General features: G+C 64.3%; 22 protein-coding genes. 14 read left to right on the top strand and 8 right to left on the bottom strand.

The window, feature by feature from the left end; all coding sequences use genetic code 11:
- Positions 1–1,422, top strand: a 1,422-nt coding sequence (locus PARN5_RS0121330) for a UdgX family uracil-DNA binding protein (RefSeq protein ID WP_051071077.1), incomplete at its 5' end; no start/stop codon positions are given.
- On the opposite strand, the gene PARN5_RS0121325 is transcribed toward PARN5_RS0121330, so the two are convergent.
- Both PARN5_RS0121325 and PARN5_RS23795 read right to left on the bottom strand, forming a co-directional pair.
- On the bottom strand, positions 1,383–3,428 hold the full coding sequence (locus tag PARN5_RS0121325; protein ID WP_018001799.1) for a catalase: 2,046 nt from the start codon (positions 3,426–3,428) through the stop codon (positions 1,383–1,385). The two genes, PARN5_RS0121330 and PARN5_RS0121325, sit on opposite strands and share 40 nt — an antisense overlap.
- 102 nt (positions 3,429–3,530) lie before the next feature.
- Complete coding sequence (locus tag PARN5_RS23795; RefSeq protein WP_232419514.1) at positions 3,531–3,698, bottom strand: carboxymuconolactone decarboxylase family protein; 168 nt, start codon at positions 3,696–3,698, stop codon at positions 3,531–3,533.
- Positions 3,699–3,842: 144 nt separating this feature from the next.
- On the opposite strand from PARN5_RS23795, the gene PARN5_RS0121315 reads away from it, so the two are divergent.
- The 3 genes from PARN5_RS0121315 to PARN5_RS23790 are packed head-to-tail and all read left to right on the top strand — an operon-like array spanning position 3,843 to position 7,415.
- Positions 3,843–5,504: a Mu transposase C-terminal domain-containing protein gene (locus tag PARN5_RS0121315; RefSeq protein ID WP_026155628.1), complete on the top strand. Its 1,662-nt coding sequence runs from the start codon at positions 3,843–3,845 to the stop codon at positions 5,502–5,504.
- A gap of 1 nt (position 5,505) precedes the next feature.
- On the top strand, positions 5,506–6,387 hold the full coding sequence (locus PARN5_RS0121310; RefSeq protein WP_026155627.1) for a TniB family NTP-binding protein: 882 nt from the start codon (positions 5,506–5,508) through the stop codon (positions 6,385–6,387).
- Positions 6,384–7,415, top strand: coding sequence for a TniQ family protein (locus PARN5_RS23790; RefSeq protein ID WP_081615053.1), 1,032 nt, complete (start codon positions 6,384–6,386; stop codon positions 7,413–7,415). The genes PARN5_RS0121310 and PARN5_RS23790 overlap by 4 nt, the downstream gene beginning before the upstream one ends.
- Here PARN5_RS23790 and PARN5_RS0121305 read toward each other — a convergent pair.
- Both PARN5_RS0121305 and PARN5_RS0121300 read right to left on the bottom strand, forming a co-directional pair.
- Positions 7,412–8,020: an SMC-Scp complex subunit ScpB gene (locus PARN5_RS0121305; RefSeq protein WP_018001707.1), complete on the bottom strand. Its 609-nt coding sequence runs from the start codon at positions 8,018–8,020 to the stop codon at positions 7,412–7,414. The genes PARN5_RS23790 and PARN5_RS0121305 overlap by 4 nt on opposite strands.
- Before the next feature lie 2 nt (positions 8,021–8,022).
- Positions 8,023–8,910 (bottom strand): DUF1403 family protein, encoded by an 888-nt coding sequence (locus PARN5_RS0121300; RefSeq protein ID WP_026155625.1) that lies wholly within the window; start codon positions 8,908–8,910, stop codon positions 8,023–8,025.
- A 114-nt stretch (positions 8,911–9,024) separates the two neighbouring features.
- On the opposite strand from PARN5_RS0121300, the gene PARN5_RS0121295 reads away from it, so the two are divergent.
- Both PARN5_RS0121295 and PARN5_RS0121285 read left to right on the top strand, forming a co-directional pair.
- Positions 9,025–10,134 carry a tyrosine-type recombinase/integrase gene (locus PARN5_RS0121295; protein WP_018001705.1) on the top strand — a complete coding sequence of 370 codons (1,110 nt, stop codon included), beginning with the start codon at positions 9,025–9,027 and terminating at the stop codon, positions 10,132–10,134.
- A 466-nt stretch (positions 10,135–10,600) separates the two neighbouring features.
- Entirely contained in the window at positions 10,601–11,485 is an 885-nt protein-coding gene (locus PARN5_RS0121285) for a recombinase family protein (RefSeq protein WP_018001797.1), read from the top strand.
- A gap of 78 nt (positions 11,486–11,563) precedes the next feature.
- Here the strand turns inward: PARN5_RS0121285 and PARN5_RS0121280 are convergent, their stop codons facing one another.
- On the bottom strand, positions 11,564–11,959 hold the full coding sequence (locus PARN5_RS0121280) for a PIN domain-containing protein (RefSeq protein ID WP_018001796.1): 396 nt from the start codon (positions 11,957–11,959) through the stop codon (positions 11,564–11,566).
- Positions 11,949–12,176: an AbrB/MazE/SpoVT family DNA-binding domain-containing protein gene (locus PARN5_RS0121275; RefSeq protein ID WP_018001795.1), complete on the bottom strand. Its 228-nt coding sequence runs from the start codon at positions 12,174–12,176 to the stop codon at positions 11,949–11,951. The genes PARN5_RS0121280 and PARN5_RS0121275 overlap by 11 nt, the downstream gene beginning before the upstream one ends.
- Before the next feature lie 215 nt (positions 12,177–12,391).
- On the opposite strand from PARN5_RS0121275, the gene repA reads away from it, so the two are divergent.
- From repA to PARN5_RS0121240, 7 genes are all read left to right on the top strand, one after another.
- Entirely contained in the window at positions 12,392–13,576 is a 1,185-nt protein-coding gene (gene repA, locus PARN5_RS0121270; RefSeq protein WP_026155654.1) for a plasmid partitioning protein RepA, read from the top strand.
- A complete protein-coding gene (repB, locus tag PARN5_RS0121265; RefSeq protein WP_018001793.1) occupies positions 13,576–14,568 on the top strand; it encodes a plasmid partitioning protein RepB in 993 nt (330 codons plus the stop codon). The genes repA and repB overlap by 1 nt, the downstream gene beginning before the upstream one ends.
- Before the next feature lie 183 nt (positions 14,569–14,751).
- Positions 14,752–15,963, top strand: coding sequence for a plasmid replication protein RepC (repC, locus tag PARN5_RS0121260; protein WP_018001792.1), 1,212 nt, complete (start codon positions 14,752–14,754; stop codon positions 15,961–15,963).
- Between the two features lie 166 nt (positions 15,964–16,129).
- Positions 16,130–18,301 (top strand): ParB/RepB/Spo0J family partition protein, encoded by a 2,172-nt coding sequence (locus tag PARN5_RS0121255; protein WP_018001791.1) that lies wholly within the window; start codon positions 16,130–16,132, stop codon positions 18,299–18,301.
- Between the two features lie 98 nt (positions 18,302–18,399).
- A complete protein-coding gene (locus PARN5_RS0121250) occupies positions 18,400–18,873 on the top strand; it encodes a hypothetical protein (RefSeq protein ID WP_018001790.1) in 474 nt (157 codons plus the stop codon).
- A 403-nt stretch (positions 18,874–19,276) separates the two neighbouring features.
- On the top strand, positions 19,277–19,441 hold the full coding sequence (locus PARN5_RS24650; RefSeq protein ID WP_018001789.1) for a hypothetical protein: 165 nt from the start codon (positions 19,277–19,279) through the stop codon (positions 19,439–19,441).
- A gap of 130 nt (positions 19,442–19,571) precedes the next feature.
- The gene (locus tag PARN5_RS0121240; protein WP_018001788.1) at positions 19,572–20,681 is read left to right on the top strand and encodes a hypothetical protein; all 1,110 of its coding nucleotides are present in this window, start codon (positions 19,572–19,574) and stop codon (positions 20,679–20,681) included.
- Between the two features lie 17 nt (positions 20,682–20,698).
- Here the strand turns inward: PARN5_RS0121240 and PARN5_RS0121235 are convergent, their stop codons facing one another.
- Positions 20,699–21,016: an H-NS histone family protein gene (locus tag PARN5_RS0121235; RefSeq protein ID WP_018001787.1), complete on the bottom strand. Its 318-nt coding sequence runs from the start codon at positions 21,014–21,016 to the stop codon at positions 20,699–20,701.
- Positions 21,017–21,440: 424 nt separating this feature from the next.
- Between PARN5_RS0121235 and PARN5_RS0121230 the strand changes: the two genes are divergently transcribed.
- On the top strand, positions 21,441–21,845 hold the full coding sequence (locus PARN5_RS0121230; RefSeq protein WP_018001786.1) for a single-stranded DNA-binding protein: 405 nt from the start codon (positions 21,441–21,443) through the stop codon (positions 21,843–21,845).
- Positions 21,846–22,077: 232 nt separating this feature from the next.
- Here PARN5_RS0121230 and PARN5_RS0121225 read toward each other — a convergent pair whose 3' ends face one another.
- Positions 22,078–22,905, bottom strand: a complete 828-nt coding sequence (locus PARN5_RS0121225) for a universal stress protein (RefSeq protein WP_018001785.1) — start codon at positions 22,903–22,905, stop codon at positions 22,078–22,080.
- Positions 22,906–23,024: the final 119 nt, after the last annotated feature.

The raw sequence follows: 23,024 nt of genomic DNA, 5'->3' as shown, positions 1-23,024 counted from the left end.
GGGGCGGGGCGCGGGCCCCCCCGCCGCTTGGCCAGCGCCCGCATCGAACCGGGCGCCGTGACCTGGGCCGAGGCGGGGACGGCGCCGGATCTGTTCGGCGCCGAACCGCTGCCGCCGCCGGGGGGCCATCCGGTCCGCGCCACGCCCGATTTCCTGGCGCTGTGCCGGCAGGTCGGATTCCACGGCGATCCGCAGCGCTGGAGCCTGCTTTATACGGCGTTGTTGCGGACGCAGGAGCAGCGCGACCTGCTGGCCGATCCCACCGATCCGCTGGTGATCCGCTTGCAGGCGCTGGCGCGGTCGGTGCGGCGCGACATTCACAAGATGCACGCCTTCCTGCGTTTTCACGAGCTGCCGGCGACCGGCCCGCGCCGCCGCTTCGCCGCCTGGTTCGAGCCGGAGCACCCGATCCTGCAGGCGGCCGCGCCCTTTTTCGCCCGCCGCTTCGCCGACATGGACTGGCGCATCGTCACCCCAGAGGGCGTGGCGCATTTCGACGGCGCGCTGCGGTTTTCCGAGCCGGTGCCGCGCCCGGACTTGCCGCCCGACGCCAGCCATGCGCTGTGGCAGACCTATTTCGCCAATATCTTCAACCCGGCGCGGATCAAGACCAGGGCGATGCGGTCCGAGATGCCGCTGAAATACTGGAAAAACCTGCCCGAAACCCGGCTGGTGCCGCGGATGCTGGCCGATGCGCCGCGCCGCGTCGCAGCCATGGCGGCGGCGGGAGCAAGCGAGGCGCCAGGCTTTGCCGCCAAGGTCATCGCCCGGCTGCGGCTGCCGACGGATGAGGCTGCGCCCGCGACCCTGGAGCAGGCCCGCGCGCAGGCCGCGGCCTGCCGGCGCTGCGATCTGTGCCACGCCGCGACCCGCACCGTCTGGGGCGAGGGCGACCCTGACGCCGCGCTGATGATCGTCGGCGAGGCGCCGGGCGATCACGAGGACCTGCGCGGCCGCCCCTTCGTCGGCCCCGCCGGGCAGCTTTTGCGCGCGGTGCTGGCCGAGGTCGGGCTGGACCCGGACCGGGCCTGGCTGACCAATGCCGTCAAGCATTTCAAATTCGCGCCGCAGGGCAAGCGGCGGCTGCACCGCAACCCCTCGGCTGCGGAGATCGACCATTGCCGCTGGTGGCTGAACCAGGAGCGGCGGCTGGTCGCGCCGCGCCTGACCGTCGCCCTGGGCGCCAGCGCCGCGCTGGCGCTGACCGGCCGCAAGGCGCCGCTGACCGCGCGGCGCGGCAGCGTCGAGCCGGCGCTGGACGGCGGCCCGGTGCTGCTGACCTGGCACCCGAGCCTGATCCTGCGCCTGCCCGCCGCCGAGGCCCGCACGGCGCGCAGCGACTTCGCCGCCGACTTCGCGCGGGCGGCGGCGATGCTGGGGGCTCAGGCCAGGTCGCGCAGCTTGGGCTCGCGCGACCAGTAGCGGCGCTTGGCCATCTCGGGCAGGTCGGCATAGGGGCCGACGCCCTCGCCATCCTGGATGCCGGCGCGATCCAGGATCACCTGCGAGCCCTTGCAATGGCCGATGGCCTTGAGATGGGCGTGGGCATCCATGACGAAGGACAGCGCCGCCGCGTCGCTGGCCAGGCGCTGCGCCTCGTCCGGCGCCAGGATCATGCCGACGGCGTCGAACAGCACCGAGGGCGAGCCGGCCAGCTGGCCGTCCGCCGCCCGCTCGCCGGCCGTCAGCTTCAGCGGCCCGACCTTGGGGGCGATGGTGAAGACGGTGCCGCCCTCGGCCTCGATCCGGGCGATGAGCTCGTCGATGGCGGCGGCGTCCGAGCCCTCGCCGAACAGCAACCCGACCTTGCGGCCCTGCAAGGTCTCCTGCCAGTTCTTCTGGATCGACAGCGCGTCCGAAGGCGGCAGGTCCACCGGCGCGCGGAACGGCTCCGCGGCTGCGGGCAGGTCGATGGCCAGCCCCTTGGCGACGCGGCTGGCCAGATCCTCGTCGACATTGCGCAGGTGGCTGACCACGCGGCTGCGGACATGGTCCAGCACCACCTTGGACAGTTCGAACACGAAGGCCGAGGCGATATGCGCCTGTTCGTTTGCCGTCTGCGAGCGCCAGAACAGCCGCGGCTGGCTGTAATGGTCGCCGAAGCTCTCGGCGCGGATGCGCAGCTTCTGGCCCTCGACCTCTTGCGGGACGGTGGTGAAGACCTGGCCATTGGCGCGCGGCCCGGTCTCCTCGCCGGCCTGGTCGAGGCTGTTCGGCTCGTAATTGGCGCGGCCCCTGGGCACCTGGGTCTGCATCATGCCGTCGCGCATCATGTTGGCATAGGGGCATTTCGGCGCGTTCACCGGGATCTGGTGGAAATTCGTCGTGCCCAGCCGCGATTTCTGCGTGTCGAGATAGGAGAACAGCCGCCCCTGCAGCAGCGGATCGTCGGTGAAGTCGATTCCCGGCACCACGTTCGAGGGCAGGAAGGCCACCTGCTCGGTCTCGGCGAAGAAATTGTCGGGATTGCGGTCCAGCACCAGCCGGCCGACCACGCGCAGCGGCACGACCTCCTCGGGGATGATCTTGGTCGCGTCGAGCACGTCATAGGGCAGGCTGTCCGCCAGTTCCTGGTCGAAGATCTGCACGCCCAGATCCCATTCCGGGAAGTCGCCGGCCTCGATCGCCTCGTAGAGGTCGCGGCGGTGATAGTCGTTGTCGGCGCCCTGCAGCTTGGCGCTTTCGTCCCAGACCAGCGACTGCACCCCCAGCCGCGGCTTCCAGTGGAACTTGACGAAATGCGACTGGCCGCTGTCGTTGACCAGCTTGAAGGTATGGATGCCGAAGCCCTGCATCATCCGGAAGCTGCGCGGGATGGCGCGGTCGGACATGGCCCAGATCACCGTGTGCAGCGTCTCGGGCATCAGCGAGACGAAATCCCAGAAGGTGTCATGCGCCGTCGCGGCCTGGGGATAGCCACGGTCGGCCTCCATCTTGACCGAATGCACCAGGTCGGGGAATTTCAGCGCGTCCTGGATGAAGAAGACCGGGATATTGTTGCCGACAAGGTCCCAATTGCCTTGGTCGGTGTAGAACTTGGTGGCGAAGCCGCGCACGTCGCGCGGCGTGTCGACCGAGCCCGCGCCGCCGGCCACGGTCGAGAAGCGCACGAAGACCGGCGTGCGCTTGCCCATTTCGGAAAGCAGGCTGGCGCGGGTCAGCTCGGGGATCGGGTCGGTGCATTCGAAATAGCCATGCGCGCCCGAGCCGCGGGCGTGGACGATGCGCTCGGGGATGCGTTCGTGGTCGAAGTGGAAGATCTTCTCGCGCAGCAGGAAGTCCTCGAGCAGCGTCGGGCCGCGCGCGCCGGCGCGCAGGCTGTTCTGGTTGTCCGCGACCGGGATGCCGTGGTTGGTGGTCAGCCCGCTGCCGATCTGCTGCGTCTCGCCGCCGGTGCCGCGGGTGGTGTCATAGGAGTTCTCAGCCATCTGTCCTGCCTTTGAAGGGTGGGTGCGGCCATGGCGCAGCCGGGGCCAGCCGCCGATGCGGGGCCAACGTCCGCGGGCGGGCAGGGTTCCTCGCGATGCGGCTCAGAGCTCGTCGAAAGCGGCAAGCGCCTTGGCGGCATAGACGGTTCCGGGGCCGCCGGACATCTCGATGGCCACGGCCAGCACCTCCAGCAGCTCGTCGCGGCTGGCGCCATGGGTCTTGGCCTCGCTGGCGTGAAAGACGACGCAATCCTCGCAGCCGCGGCCGATGGCGACGGTGTCGCTTTTCCTTCACGATTTCACTGCGTGGTTTTCACATGATTTCCGCAAGGTACCTCCGGAAGTGGCGCGGGTTTCTGCTTTGCGATTTCAATTTCATTATGGACTTCAATAGGTTTTGAAGGGCACGGCGGCATGACAGCACTCAGCAAAGATCGGCCTTTGGAGCGGGCAGCTTACCGCGCTTCAGACGAGGCTTGGTCGAAGGCGGTTCGGATCGCTCGCGAACTTGACCGGGTTCTCGATGGCGACTTGCCGATGCGGGAGGCTGTCAGCCGGGCAGCGGTGGAACTGCGCCTTTCGACGCGTCAGGTCTACAATCACCTCGCCCGGTATCGGGAGGACCGCCGTGTCTCGTCGCTTCTTCCTCGGACGAATGGCGCGCGGCGTGCGAGGATATCGGCCAGCGTGGAAGCCATCATTTCCGACACTTTGCGAAAGATGTGGCTGCAGCCAGAGCAACCCGATCTCGCGCCCATCGTCGACGAGATCCGCGCGCGCTGTTCCGGCCAAGGCTTCAAGCCCCCGGCCTATGTCACCGTGGCCAAGCGGATTCCGATCATCTTCACTCCCGAGGAGATCGCACGGCGGCGGCTTTCCGGTGGCAAACATCTTCACCGCCTGAAACCGCGTCCGGGATACATCCGTGCAGCACACGCCCTTGACGTCGTCCAGATCGATCACACACCGGCCGATATCCAGTTCGTCGAGGTGATCGACGATCATGGCGTTTTCGTGGGCAGACCCTATCTCACCATCGCCGCCGATGTGGCGACGAGTGCAATCATCGGCTTTTGCCTCACCCTCGAGCGCCCGTCCCGACTCTCGGTGGCATTGTGCTTGGCACACGCGATGTGCCGCAAGGATGACTGGCTGGCCGAACGCGGGATTGCGCACCCATGGGAAATGTGCGGCCGCCCGAAGCAGATCGTTGTCGACTCCGCCAAGGAGTTTCAAAGCAGCACCTTCACGACGGGATGCGCCGACTTCGGCATAACCGTCCGCACCCGGAACAAGGGAACGGTTCACCGGGGTGGCGTTGTCGAACGCCTCGTCGGAAAAGTGAACACGGTGCTTCGCTCTCTTCCCGGCAAGACCGGACGGTCGATCGCGGATCGCGGCGACTATGCGTCCGATGAGAGGGCAAGTCTGACCTTCGCGGCCCTCGAGCGTTGCATCGCTCTGGCAATCATCGATCACAACCAGACCCAGAACGCGCGCAAGCTGACTGTGCCTCGCCTCGAATGGGAGCGGCGACTTCCACCGACGGACCGGCCGATCGATGATCCTGACCAAGTCCTGCTCAACTTTCTCCCCCGCACAACACGCCGCATCTCTCCCCAGGGCGTCAGCCTGTTCGCCATCGACTACTTCGAGCAATGGCTTGGCCCTCTCGTCGCCCGCCGTGACCGGTTGCCACCTCTGGATCTATGCTACGACCCCCGGGACATCAGCCGGATCTACATCGCCGATCCCGACACGCGGATCTGGCGTCCGGTAAAGCGGCGGGATGGGGTGACCATGCCAATCACCCTTTGGCAGCATGAAGCCGACCGAGCGCGCACGCGTGAGAGCCAACAACGACCGGCGCAGGAAAAGACGCTTCTGCGCCGGGAAATCGCGGCGACCGTCGCCGGGGCCAAATCCAAGAAGGCTCACCTGCGGGAAATGACCAGGGCCCGACACGCCGCAGACGCGCCGAAGGCGTATCAAAATGTCGGGCAGGTTTCGGAGGCGACCCATACCGGACCAGAACCTGACCGACCCCGCCGCGTCTTTCCTGTGGAGACCTGGTAGCATGGCCGACCATCTCCTACCATCAACCTCAGCGTTGCTCGATGCGGATGCTGCCACCCGCATTGCTCATATTCGGGCGCCACGCTGGATAGGCCATCCCGGTGCCTCTGCGGCACATGATGCGATGCGGCAGCTGTTGGAACGCCCGCCATCACTCCGTCCACGCGGCTTGTTGATTGCTGGTCCCTATCACAACGGCAAGACCATGATCGCCGAACGCTTCGCCGTCGAACATCTGCGCCGTGCCGACCGGCAAAGGGTCTGGGTGATCCAGACCCGGGAGGGGGCAGGCCTGTCGCATTTCTACGCCAGCATTCTGTCCGGACTGCGCGCCCCGCAAGCTGCCGGCTGGCGTAGCCTGTCCCGCGCCAGCGAACAGGTCGATCATCTTCTCGACAGCGTCAAGCCGCGCCTGCTCATCTTCGACGAATTCCACAGTGTTCTGCGCGGACGCCGACAGGATGTGAAGGCAATCTTCTCGTTCCTGCGGCGGATCGCACGCGTGCATGACATCTCGCCCGTGCTTGTCGGCGAAATCGCTGTCTATGATGCATTGCACGACACTGAAGAAATGGGCTCGCGGTTCGATACGGTCGCAGTGTCACGGTGGGGATTCGACGAAGACTTCGCCACGCTTCTCGACAGTCTCGAGGCCAGCATGCCGCTTGCGCATGCCTCAAACCTCTCACGACCTCCCCTGGCCAAAATGATCCATGATCTGTCGGAAGGGCTGATTGGCGAGGTGGTCGACATCGTCACCCGGACGGCGGTGGCAGCTGTTGAGAGCGGTGAGGAAAGGATCACGTCCAGCACCGTCATGGCCCTCGGCTATATACCGCTGTCACGGCGACGGAACTCGGCCTTGCGCCATTCAATGACATGACCAGCAGTGCGCAGAGGATCACCGTCTCCCCGGCCCGCCGCTATAGAGTGGCCGCGGGGCATCGCTGGCCGGTGGACGTCCGGCCAGCTCCTGGGGAGCTTTTGTCAAGCTGGCTGCATCGGCTTGCACATGCCAATGGTGTGCCGCCGCGCTATTTTGGAGCGGTGCTCGGGGTGGCCGGCGAGACATGGTCGGCGCAACTTGACCGGCATCTGCCGGATTCTGTTCGTCGCTTGCTGCTCGACCATACGGCGATCTGCCCCGACGAGATCGACGGTCTTTGTCTGGCCAACAGTCCACTCTCGACCCTGCGCTTGCGGCTGCGGACCCGGCCGCAAGATGCAGGGACATCGACGGCGCAGTCCTGTTGGTTGCAGTTCTGTCCCTCCTGCCTGGGGGAAGACGAGGTGCCCTATTTCCGGCGGAGCTGGACCTTGGCAACCCGCGTGTCCTGCTTTCGCCATGGCTGCCGCTTGCGCGACCGTTGCCCGTCTTGTGGGCAGAGCCTTGCGCCATTTCGTCAGGCTCGCCTCGTGCCACAACAGTACTGCGCCTTCTGCGACGCCCCTCTCGCAAAACCGACTGGCCCGGCAAGCACGGGCGCCCGGCGCCTCGAGCGGCTGATCGACGATCTGCTGCGCCTTGATTCCGCTGAGCGCGCGCAGGACGACCGGAAGTCTCTTGCCGTGCAGCTTATGAAACACCCAGTGCCCGTCAGAACGGCGACATCAACGGTCCCATTCTTGTCGCATCGGGTTCGCTACAATTTCTTCCAGCGGTTGTCAGAGCGGCAGATCGAGGTAAGAGACCCCACAGAACGCGGCCCGCTGACCTTCTGGCTCGGGCTGGCCCGCGCCTCCGAAAACCACAAGGGGTTGGTCAGGACGCTCAGAGATCGGCTTGGCGAAACTGCCGGGCCGGGGCCGGCCTCCTCCTCCAGAGAGCCTGATCTGGCCGCCTTGCTGCGGGCAGCAATCCGGCTTCACCAAAGTCGCCGATTTCCTGCTGAAGCCTGGCCGGTCGCCTAACCTTCCGTGGCCCCCGATGGGCCTGCCAGGCCTGCATCGTCCAATTGCTCGGGGTCTGGCAGGTCGCGCAAGGACTCCATCCCGAAGGCAGCCAGGAACGCCTCGGTGGTGACGAAGGTATAAGGCGCGCCACGTCTCGGCTCACGGGGGCCGGTGCCGATCAGGTCCCGCTCGGCAAGTCGGCCGATCAGGTCACGGCTGATCTCTTTTCCAAAGATGTCCTTCAACCCGTCGCGGCTGACCGGCTGGTGATACGCAATCGCCGCCAGCACGGCCAGATCGTAGTCCGACAGGTTCAGCGCCTGGCTGTCCACATCTGCCGCAGCGCGGATCGCTGGGGCATAGGCCGCGCGCGTGCGCAGCATCCACGCCTTGCCCACCTGTGCCACCTCATAGGGTCGGCCCTCCAGATCCACTGCCAGATCCTCGATCAACAGATCGATCGAGGCCCCCTGCCCCACGACCCGCGCCAGATCCTCGCGCGCCACCGGTGCGCTACTTGCAAACAGCACCGCCTCGATCCGGCGCATCCACTCCCGCCAGCGCAACTCAGGGGGAAGAACGGCCAATTCGCGGTCAAGTTCTGTGTCCTCGCGCCGCCCCATGCTCAGACCCCGTACAGGCGGAACGTGTCCCGCCCTGTCAGTTCGCGCACGGCGCCGAGTGCCACCAGTCGGTCGCAGAGCCGTCGCGCGGCCCGATCCGACATAAAGGCCAATGCCCCCGGCACCAGCGCATCGCGCGACAGAAACAGATCGACCGCCCGGCCCGCCGCCTTGGCGCGCAGCTTCGGGGCCACCGCCCGAAGGCGGGCCGCCGCACGGGCCAGATCGCAGGCCAGCTGCAGCGCCTGCCCGACGGCAGAGACAACGGCGCGGTGACAGGCCAGACGCAGATCATCGCCCCGCAGGCGCAGGTCGCGGGGCCTGAGCGTCAGCGCCAGAAGTGGCAGCACATGCGTTGCCCCCACCCCCTTTGCCAGAACCGCATCGGCAAGGATCAGCACCGCAGTTTCGGCCCGCGGGTGATCTGTCAGCACCGCCTCAATGACATGCGCCGCGCGGTCGACCGGGGTCTGCCCCATGGCATCAAGGCACAGCGCGATCCGCTCGGCCCCGATCCCTTGCAGCGCATTGGTCAGATGCGCGACCGAGACAGGCCGGGCCACCGCGCGTGACCACTGCTGCAAAAGCCGTCCCGCTGGGCCGGGGTCGTCGCCCGGACCCGTCAGGTGCAGAGCATCGCGCAAGGCGCCCGGCCCTTCCCTGCGCCCCGCCATTTCAGCGCAGTTCCCGGCCGCCACCAAAGCCAAGCGGTCCCGCCACAGCGCCACAGGCACATCCCCGGCCGCGGTCACTTGGCTCAGATGCGCCAGCGCGGCCCCAGAGCGGAAGGCCGCTGCCTCAAGGGTTTCTGCCGGGGCAGCACCGATCCAGCCCGGCAGCGGGGGCAGCATCGGCAAGGTTTCCAAAGGCTCGGCGCGCGGTTTTCTCATGCCGGCAGCCTACATTGTGACGGCGCTTTCTACCAGATAAATGCACCAATAGCGCCGCAGCTTTGTTGGCTCCACAATGTCCAATAAGTTTGCATTATCGGACGTGCCGGGAGTATGCTCGACGGTATGACCGAAACGCCCGAGAAATCGCCTTCAGAACCCCCGGAACGTCCCGATCGCCATGAGCGGGACGACAGCGCTGATACGGAGCGCGACACGATCGCCCTGCCCTCCCATGTCGCTGGCTCGGGCACGCTCGACCGCCTGGTCGAAACGGCGCGTGACTATGCGCGTCAGGCGGCGTCGGAGAACACGCTGAAGGCCTACACCAAGGATTGGGCCCACTTCGCGCGCTGGTGCCGGATGCGTGGCGCGGACCCTCTCCCCTCGTCGTCCCAGCTGATCGGCCTCTACATCGCCGATCTGGCAGCGCCGAGCGGCAAAGCACCTGCCCTCTCGGCCTCCTCTATAGAACGGCGGCTGTCTGGCCTGACCTGGGGCTATGCGCAGCGCGGAGAGCGGCTCGACCGCAAAGATCGGCACATTGCCAGCGTCCTGGCTGGCATCCGCCGCAAGCACGCACGGCCACCAGCACAGAAAGAGGCCATTCTGCCGGAAGACCTGCGCGACATGCTGGCAACCCTCCCCCACGATTTGCGCGGCCTGCGCGACCGGGCGATCCTGCTGATCGGCTTTGCTGGTGGCCTGCGTCGGTCCGAAATTGTCAGCCTCGACCACGGCAAGGATGACACGCCTGACTCCGGCGGCTGGGTCGAGATCTTGGAGGACGGCGTGCTCCTCACCCTGCGCGGCAAGACCGGTTGGCGCGAGGTCGAAATCGCCCGCGGCTCATCAGATCAGACCTGCCCGGTCCATGCCCTGACGCAGTGGCTGCATTACGCAAGGATCGACTTCGGCCCGATCTTCGTCGCCACGTCACGCAACGGCCTGAAAGCTACGAGCGAGCGGTTGTCGGACAAGCACGTCGCCCGGCTGATCAAGTCCTGCGCCCGCGAGGCCGGGCTACGCCCTGATCTGCCTGAAGCCGAGCGCGTGCGGCTGTTCTCGGGCCATTCCCTGCGCGCAGGCCTTGCCAGCAGCGCGGAAGTTGATGAGCGCTACGTTCAAAAGCAGCTTGGTCATGCCAGCGCAGAGATGACCCGCCGATACCAGCGACGCCGCGACAGGTTCCGGGTGAACCTGACCAAGGCCGCAGGCCTGTAAGCCCCCTGCCCTTCCGTCGAGCCTTTGCTGAAATGCCAAGCTCCAACCAGACCGCTCAGGTTTCAGCTAATCGCTTCAATTGAAATCGGGAACCAAACGCGACACCGGTTCGTCCTCCATCGGCCCTGGCAGGAACCAGAGGTCAGCGTCATCCCGGTCCTCGGACGCCTCCAAGTCTTCGAGAGGCATCTCGTCATAGTCCATGTTTGTAGGGCGAGATCGGTTCATGCGCGCATTATAAAGCTATTTTGCGCCCTTGACGACGGAGTTTGAGCGGCTGCGTTTTTCTCTACTATAGAGGCGCCTGAGGCCTCTGTCTTTTCAAGAACGCTGGAGCGCCTCTCGCGGGCTTCAGCCCATAGATACAAGGCTTCCCGAACTCAGCGCGACGAGGGAAACGCCTCTTGCATTCGTTTACAAACGGTCGTTTATTGACGGTATATGAAACTGCAAACTGGCTGTTTTGATGCCCCTGATCGGCTACGCGCGCGTCTCGACCGAGGATCAAACCCCCCTGCCCCAGTCGCAGGCCCTGAAATCCGCAGGCTGCGTCGAGATCCACGAGGAACAAGCCTCGGGCGGAAACCGCGCGCGGCCCGTGCTGGCGCGGGTGCTGGAGCGGATCGGCAAGGGCGACACGCTGGTGGTGGTGCGCATCGACCGTCTGGCGCGGTCGCTCTCCCACCTCCTCGAGGTGATCGAACGGCTGGAGGCCAAGAACGCCTTCTTCCGATCGCTTACCGATCCGATCGACACGTCCTCCCCGCAGGGTAAGTTCACCCTCCAGGTCCTCGGTGCCGCAGCTGAGTTTGAGCGCGCCCTGATCCGCGACCGCACCAAGGCCGGGCTGGCCAGCGCACGAACCAAAGGCCGGGTTGGCGGCAATCCGGGCCTGCGCGTCCGGGATCCGGCGGCGCTGCGCAAGGTGCGGCTGGCCCGGCAGGAGGGCTATATGGAACGCCTGAACGAGACGGCGCAAGACTGGGTTCCCCATGTCCGTCGCCTGCGCCCGGACTTGGCCTGGGAAGACGTAGTGCGCATCGTCAACGGCCCCCTGCCCCGCGAGCGCCAATGGACGCAAAGCCGCCTTTTGCGCGCGGTCAACGCCTATGTCCGGGACGGCTTCCTACCGCCTACGGTACTGGACCGCGCCAACCGCCGCGAAACCGACGACCGCCTGCCTGCCATCGTCGCTGCCATCAAGGGCGCGGACCCCGACATCACGCTTCAGGCGATCTGCACCCGGCTGGAAGCGATGCGCGAGCGCACGCCCCGTGGGCGGACAAGCTGGCAACCGTCATCCGTGAAGATGCTGCTGGAACGGGCTGAGAGGCTGGGGCTGCTCGGATAGCCAAACAACCTTGCAAATCTTCCGCGCCATGGAAGGATTGCAGGGCTATGGCCAGCGCCATGCTCGGAGACTGTCCGCTCATGCAAAGGGGTTGACGATGCGAAGCTGGCCTTCCACCAGCAGGCCATCTTGCATGTCCTCGCTCCACAGCGTGGTACAGCCTGCAACCAAAGCGCTGGCCACGATCATCGCATCGTAGATTGAGAAGCCGTAGCGTTCCCCCAAGGCGCGGCCGATGTCATGGGTCTGCACAGTCAGATCTTCGACGGGACACAGGGCGCGCACGCCTTCGAGAAATGCTGCTGCTTCCTCCCAACTCAAGCCAGCCTTGCGGCGGCAGTTCACCAGCGCCTCGTTCAGGACTTGAACGCTGATCCGGGGCTCCTGCCCCAGGATGGCCTCGGCTCGATCGGCCTTCGGGCCGTCGTCGAGCAGGTAAAGAACGACATTCGTGTCCGCGAATTCAGCGCTCATTCGCAGCGTCGCGGCTCAGGCGTTCTGAAGCGTGCAGCTTGCCCCGAAAGCGGCGCAGACCCGTCAGCACCTCGTCCGCACGCGCCAGACGACGAACTCTGACTTGGCCGTCGTCCTTGATCAGGTCGATCTGATCGCCTTCCTTGAGGCCAAGTTCCCGGACAAGCCCCGCGGGCAGACGGACGGCCAGCGAGTTGCCCCATTTTGCGACCTGCATCGTGACCTCCTGTGTGGATATACGGCCACTGATGTATATCACACTGGTCGCATGGACAAGTCCTCCTTCGCACCCAAGCGACTCTTGTGCGTCGCTAAGCGACTGACACCAGATTTAGAAAGTGCTTGCACGAATCTGAGTCCTCCGCCAATAGTCACGGAAAAGGTCGACTAAACGCCAAAATCCGTGAACACGACACGGACGCGAGAGGGCAGATGAGCAGAGCCAATACACCGGAAGACCTGAACGCTGTGATCCGTCAGCACTCTGAGTTGCTGGCGGCGCAACTGCATTCGCAGCGTGAGAGCCTTTTCCCGCCCGACGCTTCCAAGACTATGCGCAAATTCACCTCAGGGGAAGCTGCTGCTCTGCTGGGCGTCAACGACTCATACCTCAGAAAGCTTCACCTTGATGGCAAGGGGCCTTCGCCCGAAGTCTCATCGGGGAACCGACGGCACTACTCGGCCGAAGATGTTCATAACTTACGGATACTGCTGGAGAAAACGGCTCGCAAGCCGGGAGACTACCTGCCTGGTCGTCGCGCAGGTGACCATCTTCAGATCATCGGCGTGATGAACTTCAAGGGTGGGTCCGGCAAGACAACCTCCTCGGCGCATCTTGCTCAACGGTTGGCCCTCAAGGGGTACCGTGTCTTGGCGATCGACCTTGATCCGCAGGCCTCGCTCACGGCCTTGCACGGGGTTCAGCCGGAATTTGACCTGCTTGACGGCGGCACGCTCTACGATGCGATCCGCTACGAAGATCCTGTTCCGATCGCCCAGGTGATCCGCAAGACCTACATACCAAACTTGGATCTGATTCCCGGAAACCTCGAACTCATGGAGTTCGAGCACGAAACGCCGCGGGCTCTGTCTCGCGGCAACGCGGGCTTGTTCTTCTTCCGTGTGAAGGAAGCGCTGGCGCAGGTCGATGATCGGTACGATGTCGTCGTTATCGACTGTCCTCCGCAGCTCGGGTTCTTGACCATGTCGGCGCTGTCTGCCGCGACGGGTGTTCTTGTGACGATCCATCCCGAGATGCTCGACGTGATGTCGATGAGCCAGTTCCTCAGGATGACGGCCGACCTCATGGATGTCATCGCCGATAGCGGAGCCGACATGTCGCATGACTGGATGCGCTATCTGTTGACCCGCTACGAGCCGACGGATGCGCCACAGAACCGTATCGTCGCCTTCCTGCGCACAATGTATGGCGACAAGGTCCTGAACGCTCCGTTGCTCAAGTCGACGGCCATCTCGGATGCCGGCCTGACCAAGCAGACCCTGTACGAGGTCGAACGGAGCGCCTTCACCCGGACGACCTATGACCGTGCCATTGAAAGCCTGAATGCCGTCAACGATGAGATTGCCCAGCTCATCCAGAAAACCTGGGGGCGCTGATGACTGACAGCAAGAAGAAGCGCATGTCCATGCTCGACAGTCTGGCAGCAGCGGGGACGCCCCCTGCCCCGGGTAGCATGATGTCAAGCAATAGGGCCCTGCGCTCCGCACGTGATGCCGTAGATGCCCATCATGTCTGGGAACTCGACCCGGTCGAGATCGAGGACGAGAGGTATTCGGATCGCCTCGACCCCAAGGATGTGGATGATCTGCGTGCGTCGATTGAGCAGAACGGCCAGACCGTCCCCATACTCGTAAGGCGCCACCCGACCGAAACCAATCGCTATCTGCTCGTCTATGGACGCCGCCGTCTTGAGGCCATTCGTGCCTCCGACAAGGTCAAGAAGGTTCGAGCGCTTATCGCTAACCTAGACGACACGGCCGCGCTGCGTGCCCAGGTTTCCGAAAACACTGGAAGGCGCGATCTGAGCTATATCGAACGCGCCCTCTTCGCCCAGGAGCTGCTCGCCAGCGGCTTTGGTTCGCAGGCTCAGATTGCCGAAGTGCTGAATGTGACCCGTTCTGCTGTGTCGATGTCGATCTCGGTTGCCAAGTCGATCGGGACCGACTTGGCCCGTGCGATTGGACCGGCTCATGGAATCGGGCGCCCCAGATGGGAATCGTTGGCGAAGGAACTCTCCAATACCGGCATGGGCATGGACGAGCTTTGCCGTGTTGCAAGTGATGCCCGAGGCAAAGCGGCTGCAGTCGAACAGGCCGAAGAGGAGCCCCAGCTTGATCCTTCGGTCGCGGCATTTGAAGCCGTTGTCCGCCATGTGAAGAAGACCACTGGTCCTTCTCTTGGCAGGAAGCCGAGACCCAAAGCGACGCCTCTTTTGATCGATGGCGCGCCTGCGGGCGCCATAAAGCGGTCGGCTCGGGCGGTCAGGCTGGACCTTACGGATGTGGACGATGCCTTTGCGCAGTGGCTCGACGCCCGTGCGCAGCACGTCCTCGACGAGCTTCATGATCGCTGGAGACGCGAGACATGAAGAGAGGCAGAGCAGCAACAAAAAGGAGGCACGGTACAGGCTAAAGAAAAGGTCCCGCAAAGCTTGCGCTCCACGAGACCCCAACTTTGATCTTAGCACCTTCAAGGTAGTGGGCCAGCGCGCAAACCGCAAGTCATATGTGATTCGCGGAACGGTCTTTCTATGCCTTCGTGAACTGACATCATGGAGTACACACCGATTTCGCCGTTTATGCGGCCGATCTCGCACGCCCATCTGCGCGTGGTCGAGCGACCTGAGGCGTCTGTTCCGGGCAAGCCCATCAACAAGTGGGAACTCCTGCGCGAACTGTCCAAGGCGCAAGCGGCCTTTGGGGTCACGGAACGTGATCTGACGGTCATGCAGGGTCTCCTCAGCTTCTTCCCGGACGATGCGCTTGGCGGGAACGCTGAAATGGTCGTCTTCCCGTCCAACAAGGCGATCTGCGAGCGCCTGAATGGCATGCCCTGCTCCACCATGCGCCGACACTTGGCGCGCCTTGTCGAGGCAGGCTTGCTCATGCGGCGCGATAGCCCCAACGGGAAGCGATATGTCCGCAAGCACGGCGAAGAGCGCGTGGCTTTTGGGTTCGACCTGTCGCCGCTCTACTGTCGGACCGAGGAGATTGCACGGGCCGCAGAGGCCGTGCGTGAGGCCGAGGACCGTGTGCGGCGACTGCGGGAGGTCGTGAGCCTGATGCGGCGCGATCTCGCTGCCCTCGCGGAGTTTGGAGAGGAAATCCAGCCAGGCCTTGGCCTATGGGATCAGTTTCGCGACAAGGCTGTCCTCACAGCGCGCGCCCTGCGCCGCAAGCTCACGCTTGAAGAGCTCTCCGCATATCGGATCGACCTCGAAGCCCTTCTTGATCATGCACGCAACGTCATTGATGGGCCTGAAACAGAAGAAATGAACACCAATGGTGCCCAGTTTGAGCGCCATCATCATAATTCAAATGAAGAATCTATAGATCTTGAACCTGCCTTGAAAAAAGGCGGGGCGGCAGCCGGCGCGCCAGATCTTGAAACGGATGCACTTGTTGCTGACGTGGAAGAAGCGGACACAAGACGCGTGCCAAAGATTCCGCTCCATCTGGTGATCGCGGGTTGCCCGTCGCTTAAAACCTTCTACCAGGGCGATATCCGCCACTGGCATCAGCTTTTCGACGCCGCTTGCCATGTGCGGCCGGCCATGGGGATCAGTGCGTCCGCTTGGGAAGAAGCGCAACGGTTCATGGGCCCTGAGCAGGCATCCATCGTAGTTGTGGCCATGCTGGAACGCTTTGCCGACATCCGATCGCCCGGTGGCTACCTCCGCGCGCTGACATCGAAGGCGGCAGCGGGCGAGTTCTCTTGCGGGCCGATGATCATGGCGCTGATGTCCCGGCGAACCGCGGCATAATGTTCACAGCTGTGAACTGGCTCGAGCGGGACGAGAGTTCACAGCTGTGAACTACATGACAGGTCGCGAGACGATGAACGAACAGAGGGAAAGGTTGGGGGTTTGAGGGGTGACGGTGAGTGAGATCGGGAGAGTGGCTTCCGGCGCCCGTCGTGGAGAAGATCTGATGGCGAAAGCAGCCCAGAACATCACCCTGTCCCGGTCGCGGGACATCCCTTTCAACAAGCTGGTGCTGAGCCAGTCCAATGTGCGGCGCATCAAGGTCGGCGTCTCGGTCGAAGAATTGGCCGATGACATCGCCCGGCGCGGGCTCCTGCAGAGCCTGAACGTGCGGCCCATGCTTGATGCCGATGGGGTCGAGACCGGCATGTTCGAGATCCCGGCCGGTGGTCGTCGTTTCCAAGCGCTATCGCTCTTGGTGAAGCAGAAGCGGCTAGCGAAGACCGTGCCGATCCCCTGTATCGTGCGGGATCGTGCTTTGGAGATCCTCGCCGAGGACGACTCGCTGGCGGAGAACATGCAGCGCGTGGCTCTGCACCCGCTGGACCAGTTCCGCGCTTTTCAGGCTCTTCGTGAGAAGGGCCAGGGCGAGGAAGCGATCGCCGCGGCCTTCTTCGTCACGCCGCAGATCGTCAAGCAGCGCCTGAAACTCGCCTCCGTGGCCCCTGCCCTGCTCGAGGTCTATGCAGAGGACGGCATGACGCTCGAACAGCTGATGGCCTTCACCGTGAACCCGGATCATGCGCGTCAGGCGCAGGTCTGGGATGCGGTGAAGAACTCCTGGAACAAGGAGCCCTATACCATCCGGCGCATGCTCACGGAGACCTCGGTCCGGGCGTCTGATCGTCGCGCCGTCTTCGTCGGTGTCGATGCCTATGAGGCGGCCGGCGGTGTCGTGTTGCGCGATCTCTTTCAGGGCGATGATGGCGGTTGGCTCGAGGACCCTGCCCTGCTCGACCGGCTGGTCGCCGAGAAGCTCCAGGCCGAAGCCGAGGCGCTGGTCTCGGAGGGCTGGAAGTGGATCGAGGTGGCGACCGACCTGCCCTATGGCTACAGCCACGGTCTGCGGCGTCTGGCCGGTGATCCCGCGCCGATGACCGACGAGGAAAGCGCGGGTCACGCGAGGCTCCTCGCCGAGTATCGGGCGCTGGAGGAAGAATACTCCGGCGAGGACGAGTACCCCGAGGAGATCGATGCCTGGCTCGGGCAGCTCGAGATGGCGATGGAGGCGATCGAACGGCGGCCTCTGATCTACGATGAGGCCGAGATCCCGCGCGCGGGCGTCTTCGTAACGCTGGATCGGGATGGCAGCCTTGCGATCTATCGCGGCTATGTCCGGCCCCAAGATGAGCCGCGCGAGGAGACCGCGGTCCAGAATGGCGATGGCGCTGATGCCATGGGGCAGGGGAGTGATGCTGGTGGTTCTGGCTGGACGCCTTCTGCAGCCTCCGCTGGGGGGACCGTCATCACCACGGCGGGCCAGCCGATCGGCGCGGACGCGTCCGACGAGGAAGACGACGGGGCGCTGAAGCCGCTGCCCGAACGGCTGGTCATGGAACTGACGGCCCACCGGACCCTGGCGCTGCGTGAGGCCATCGGGCGGTCGCCGGACGTTGCGCTGACGCTCCTGCTCCTGAAGTTGGTGGCGGACACCTTCCGCACCTCCTCTGCGACGGGTAGCTGCCTCGAAGCCTCCGTCCGACACGTCTACATGTCGGCCCAGGCGCCCGATCTGAAGGACAGCGTCGTGGCCAAGCTGGTCGATGAGCGTCATGCGGCCTGGGAGGCCGATCTGCCCCTCGGCGACGACGCCGCACTCTGGGACTTTCTGACCACGCTCGACCAGAGCAGCCGCCTTGCGCTTCTCGCGCATTGCCTCAGCTTCGGGATCAACGCGCTCCATGAGAAGGTGAACCCTTACGGTGCGGGCGTCTCCGCCAGCGGTCTGACCCGCCGCATGGCGCATGCCGATCTCGTGGCCTGCGCGGTGGATCTCGACATGGTCGAGGCAGGCTGGGAGCCGACGGTCGATCGCTATCTCAACCGCGTGCCGAAGGCCCGGATCCTCGAGGCTGTGCGCGAGGCGAAGGGGGAGGGAACTGCGCAGCTTCTCGATCATCTGAAGAAGGGCGAGATGGCGACCGAGGCCGAGCGGCTTCTCAAGGGCAGCGGTTGGTTGCCCGAGGTCCTGCGCCGCGCTGATCTGGTCGCACCCGATGGCGAGGACGTCGCAGAAGGGCAGGGGGAGGACGCGGGCCAGCCCGAGGATGTCGATCTCCCGGCCTTCCTCACGGCTGATCTGCCGGAGAACCCCGCGTCGATGATGGCGGCAGAGTGACCTGAGCCATCCGGGGGCGGGGAAACCCGCCTCATTCACACAAAACAAAGCAATATCAATATGATGAATGCGAATGCTCGCATTCGGGATGAGGAATCATGTCTGCAACAACCATCATCGATACAGCCCCTCTGGGGGCACTGATCCGCTACACCGATGGCAGTCCCAAGCCGCCGGCACGCTTCACCAAGAAGCTCGCGGCGTGGGAGCGTTCGAACGGCGTCGGCCGCCTCGTGAAGAAGGAATCGCCGCGGGTCTATCCGACCTGGACGGCTCCAGCCTCCTTCACACTGCACGAGGGCAACTTCTCCTCGGACGGGGTGATCCTGGTCACCATCATGCGCAGTCATTCGGCCGACAGCCGTCTGGTCTTCGAGGTGGCCGAGGAACCCAAGCCAGGGCAGGTGCGCGTGCTTCTGGACTTCGGTGGCAACACCGAGCTGCTGCATCTGGCGGAGTCGGTCACCGCAGCCGAGCTATGGATTGCGCGGGAGGGCTATCGCAATGCGCGGCTTGAGATCGTCGGTGCTGAAGACGGCGAAAGGGCAGGGGGCGCGGATCTGGCCGCCTGAGCCCTGACAATGTGTGTGGGGCCTGCCGAAGGGCGGGCCTCTCACCGACCAAGAACCTCGTCCCGCGATGCCGCGGGGCACCAGAGGATCCATCCCCAAAGACGTAGGTCTTCAACCAAGAGCCTGCCCGGGAGGCGGGCGGTGTTCAAAGCATCAGCGGGACAACCGGCTCCTGACGTTGGGGCACCATCCCCCGCTCGCCATTCCCTTCCTTGCCCCGAATCCCGTCTTCGAGATCAACCCGCGAGGGGTCGGACTACGGGCAAGCCCGTGCCGCCGGGCGGATTCGGCCCCGTTTGAAGTGGGGGGCCGAACGCACCCGGTGATGTCAGCCAGTCTTCGGGCCTGCGGGGTCCTGTCGCGCGGGGGATGGTCCCCCGCCTCCAAGACAGGAGCCAAACAGATGTCCCGCAAAGATGCTCACGCCTTCGCCGCTTCCCTCGCCGCCACGCTCATGGTCTCGATCGTCGTCTTCCAGGCCGGGGATGGAACCTTCGGCGCCGTCCCCGCCGATGAAATCGACGGCGACGAGGTTCAAGTGGTCGCTGAGGTCGATCCGTGGGCGTAAGGCCCACGGTTTTCCCACAGGGCTCGGCATCGGGGCCGTGGCCCCGATCTGGGCCATTCGCCGGAAAACCGTTCCGGTCGACCGATCGGAGGAGCCGACAAGTGGTCGGCGCGGCCTCCATGAAAGTCGCTTGATCATCGAAGGTGTTCATCGGAAGCTGATCAAGACGGTTCGGGGGCCGATGGAAATGCTCTATAAATCATTGATTTCGTTATATGGTTCGTCGCTCGCGGGTAAGTCGGCTCCCAAAGACGATTTGATCTGGCACTTCACACCGTCCGACGACCTGCGGCAGTTCCGAGTTTACGCGCTCAATGCGCTACAGCAGGCCAAGGTATTCCTGCTCGATCACCTGGCAGCCGCCTACACTGACACGCTTCACGATGCCGTCTCGAAACGGGCTGAGGAAGCTGGGGTGCCTGCCATGGCAATCCTCGGTGAAGTGAAGCTTCCTGCTCCCGTCGTTTGGGTCGAGTTCGACGATCGCGAACTGGGCGTTGCACGATTTGAGCGCGCTTCACCTGTGACCAGGCACGATGAAAAGCCTTTGGGCACGGGCCTGCGCGGCTACCTTCTGGACGACCGCAACGAGAGCCATCTGCGCATTACGATGTTCCACCGCCACGAGAACTCGCGTGTCGTCGATCCGATCTGCGCACTGCTTGTCAGGCGGACACCGACAGGACAGCTGAACCATGACGACGTCGAGGTCGATCTGAGCCGATCCGTGGTCGATTTCCGCGTGCGGAGCGGCGATACGATGGAGATGATCCACGGCCGCCGCACGGTGCACCAGGTTGAAACCGGGTATGACCTGTTCATTCCCTACGCTCTGTTTGCAATGCTGGTCTCACCGGATCTTGGCGGGATCATCCCAACGGAAACCGAAACCTTCACCGTCAAGGACACCAAGACTGCCCGGAAGTTCGGCAAGTCGTGGATCCTTAGCGCCCAGAAATCACATCTGACCATCCGTATCGGCCCGCAGGCCGCTGCGCACATGGCGGAAAGAACCGCTCGCCTCGAATTCGAGAGGCAAACACTCGAGGCGCGGAACGGCCCCGTTCGTCATTGGGTGTCCGAGCATGAGCGGCACTACCGAAGCGGCAAAGTCGTTCTGGTCAAAGGGCATCACCGGGGCCAAGCACCTGACCCGAATTTGCCGACACGGGTGATGGGGCCGAAACTCGAGGAATTCGAGTTTGAACTTCCTACAGTCGTGCCATCAAAACCTGGATGATCCAGTCGCCGGCAACCTCATACGGCTAGATCATCCTTTGAATTCCCAGCAGCCAGAGCGTCCACGAACCACTGCGGTTTGCGCCCCCGGCCCGACCAGGTGAGCGCCGGGTTCTCAGGGTGCCGGTATTTTGCCGCGACTGGCACTCGGGAGGATTTCGTCTCGGTGCCGACAAGTTCGGTGAGGGAGTAGCCCAGATCCCGGGCGAGAGCTTCCACCTTGGCGCGGGCTTCCGCCTTCTGCCGATCCTCAAATGTGGAAATCGCCTTGGCGACGTCCTTCTGCATTTTCTTCAGCTCGGTAAGCGACAGTGCTTCGAGATCGTAATCAGCCATTGGTGCGGTCCATGTCCTGAATGTCCCGGTATCGATAGCCCGTCGCGGCAGGGTGCCGCAACTCCCGGAAGGCAAGTGCAGGGGTGGCAAAGGCTTGTGATCGCAGCTTTGTCGCCAGTGAGGTGTTGAACTGGGGGTCAGGCTGTCCCGATGAGCAGGGTGACAGGGTCCGGCATGGGCTCCCCGCGCATCTCTGTCTCCTTGGCCATCCCATCGACTGACAATCCCCTAATCCCGTTCGGGCTCTCGCGCGCAACCCCGCGTCAGTCCGGGCCGTGTTGCCCCTTTGGGGCTGCCCGCTCCACCCCGGTCTTCTGGGGGTTTCCGGCGGCCGTTCCGTCCACCGTGCACGCGTCACCCGACGGGCTTCTTCCGGGTCTTGTCGAAGGGACGGTCCCGAAGACAGGACACACAGGAGCTTACCATGCAGAACATCGTCATCCTCGCCGGCAATATCGGTCAGACCCCCGAAGTCCGCACCACGCAGGGCGGCACCAAGATCACCAACTTCAGCCTCGCCACCTCCCGCCCCCGCCTCTCGGAAGGTCGCGTCCTGCGCGACGAGAACGGCTACCGGGTCATGGACACCGAATGGCACCGCATCACCTGCTTCAACGGTCTCGGCAAGACGGTCGCGGAGCATTGCGAAAAGGGCATGAAGGTCCTCGTTCACGGCCGCATCCACTACACCAAATGGACCGACGCAACTGGCACCGACCGCTACGGCTGCGAGATCATCGCCGAGAAGGTGGATTTCCTGAGCCGCCCGAAATCGACCGAGAACGAAAACCCCGAGCTGGTCGACCGCGACGACGAGATCCCGTTCTGAGAACGGGGTCTGCCCTCGGGCCCGGCGGGGAAACCCACCGGGTTCGGGCGATCTCGGCCCGTTGCCGACCTTGATGCCCGCTCAACGAACGACCGCTTGGAGCTTACAGCGTCGGAGGCTGCGTGGAGTGCCAATGTCCGCTTCCACTGAACCGGCCCAAAAAAGTGACAAGACCAAGCCGGTTCAGCACCGATACGACGGCGAGGCACCTTTCGGCGAACCTGTCCTCGCCTCAGTATTCGGATCCGCGCGCGATCAGCAGATCCGTGGGCGGGGTGCGCAGGAGCTCGGCCGTGAACGAGCCGAGACCGGTGAAGGACAGTCTTCGGGTGTTGGCGCCGACCGCGATCAGGTCCGGTGCAAAGCTCGTGATCTCCTGATGGCATCCGGATCCCAGACCGTCATGCACCAGTGCGACCTTGGGAAGCGTCGCGGCAAAGCCATCGGTCCAAGCCGCGGCATGCGCCGCAGTTTCTCGTTGCACTTGACGTGCGAAGTTCGACGACGGCCCTCCGGCCAGGCCTTCGAACGGCGCCATCCAGAGGTGGAAGAGGCGGAACGTCGCCTCGGGTGCAATACCAAGGGCTGTCCTGACCGCGTGGCGGCAGGCGGAGGAGAATGCGACCGGCGCCAGCACGCGGCCGTAGCTTCCATGGACCGGGTCGGTGACGAGCAGCACTGGGGTGAGGGAACGAGCGATCACGCTCTCCACCGTTGTCTGCCGGAGCCCGTCCATAAGGCCCCTGTCACGGTGCCGGCCGACGACCACGAGATCGACATCGGCGTCATTCACGAATTCGACCAGGCGGGTGATCGGATCGCCTGTCTCGACCAAGATCTCGTAGGGAACCTCCCCGGCCAGGCTACGTGCCGACGCCTCGAGATGGGTGCGGCATTTCTCGACCAAGTCCGCCGCGAGGTCATCCGGAACGCTGTCGTCGATGATCGACAGCACGCGCACGCGCGCGCGCAACGTGCTGGCAAGGAGAAAGCCACGTTGCAGGGCGCGATCCGATCGCGCCGAGAGATCAGAGGCGATCAGTATGGATTCGATGTGCATGGCCTGTACTCCTTCCGGCGACAAGGTGAACGGTGCGTGGCGGAAACGTCTGTCCATGGCCCGGCAGGGCGCGGACCTCACGGGATCTGCGTCGCTTCGCCGCAGATGCGGTCGCGGGC

Source organism: Paracoccus sp. N5 (assembly GCF_000371965.1).
GTDB lineage: Bacteria > Pseudomonadota > Alphaproteobacteria > Rhodobacterales > Rhodobacteraceae > Paracoccus.
This window is presented reverse-complemented; position numbering and strand designations above follow the sequence as displayed.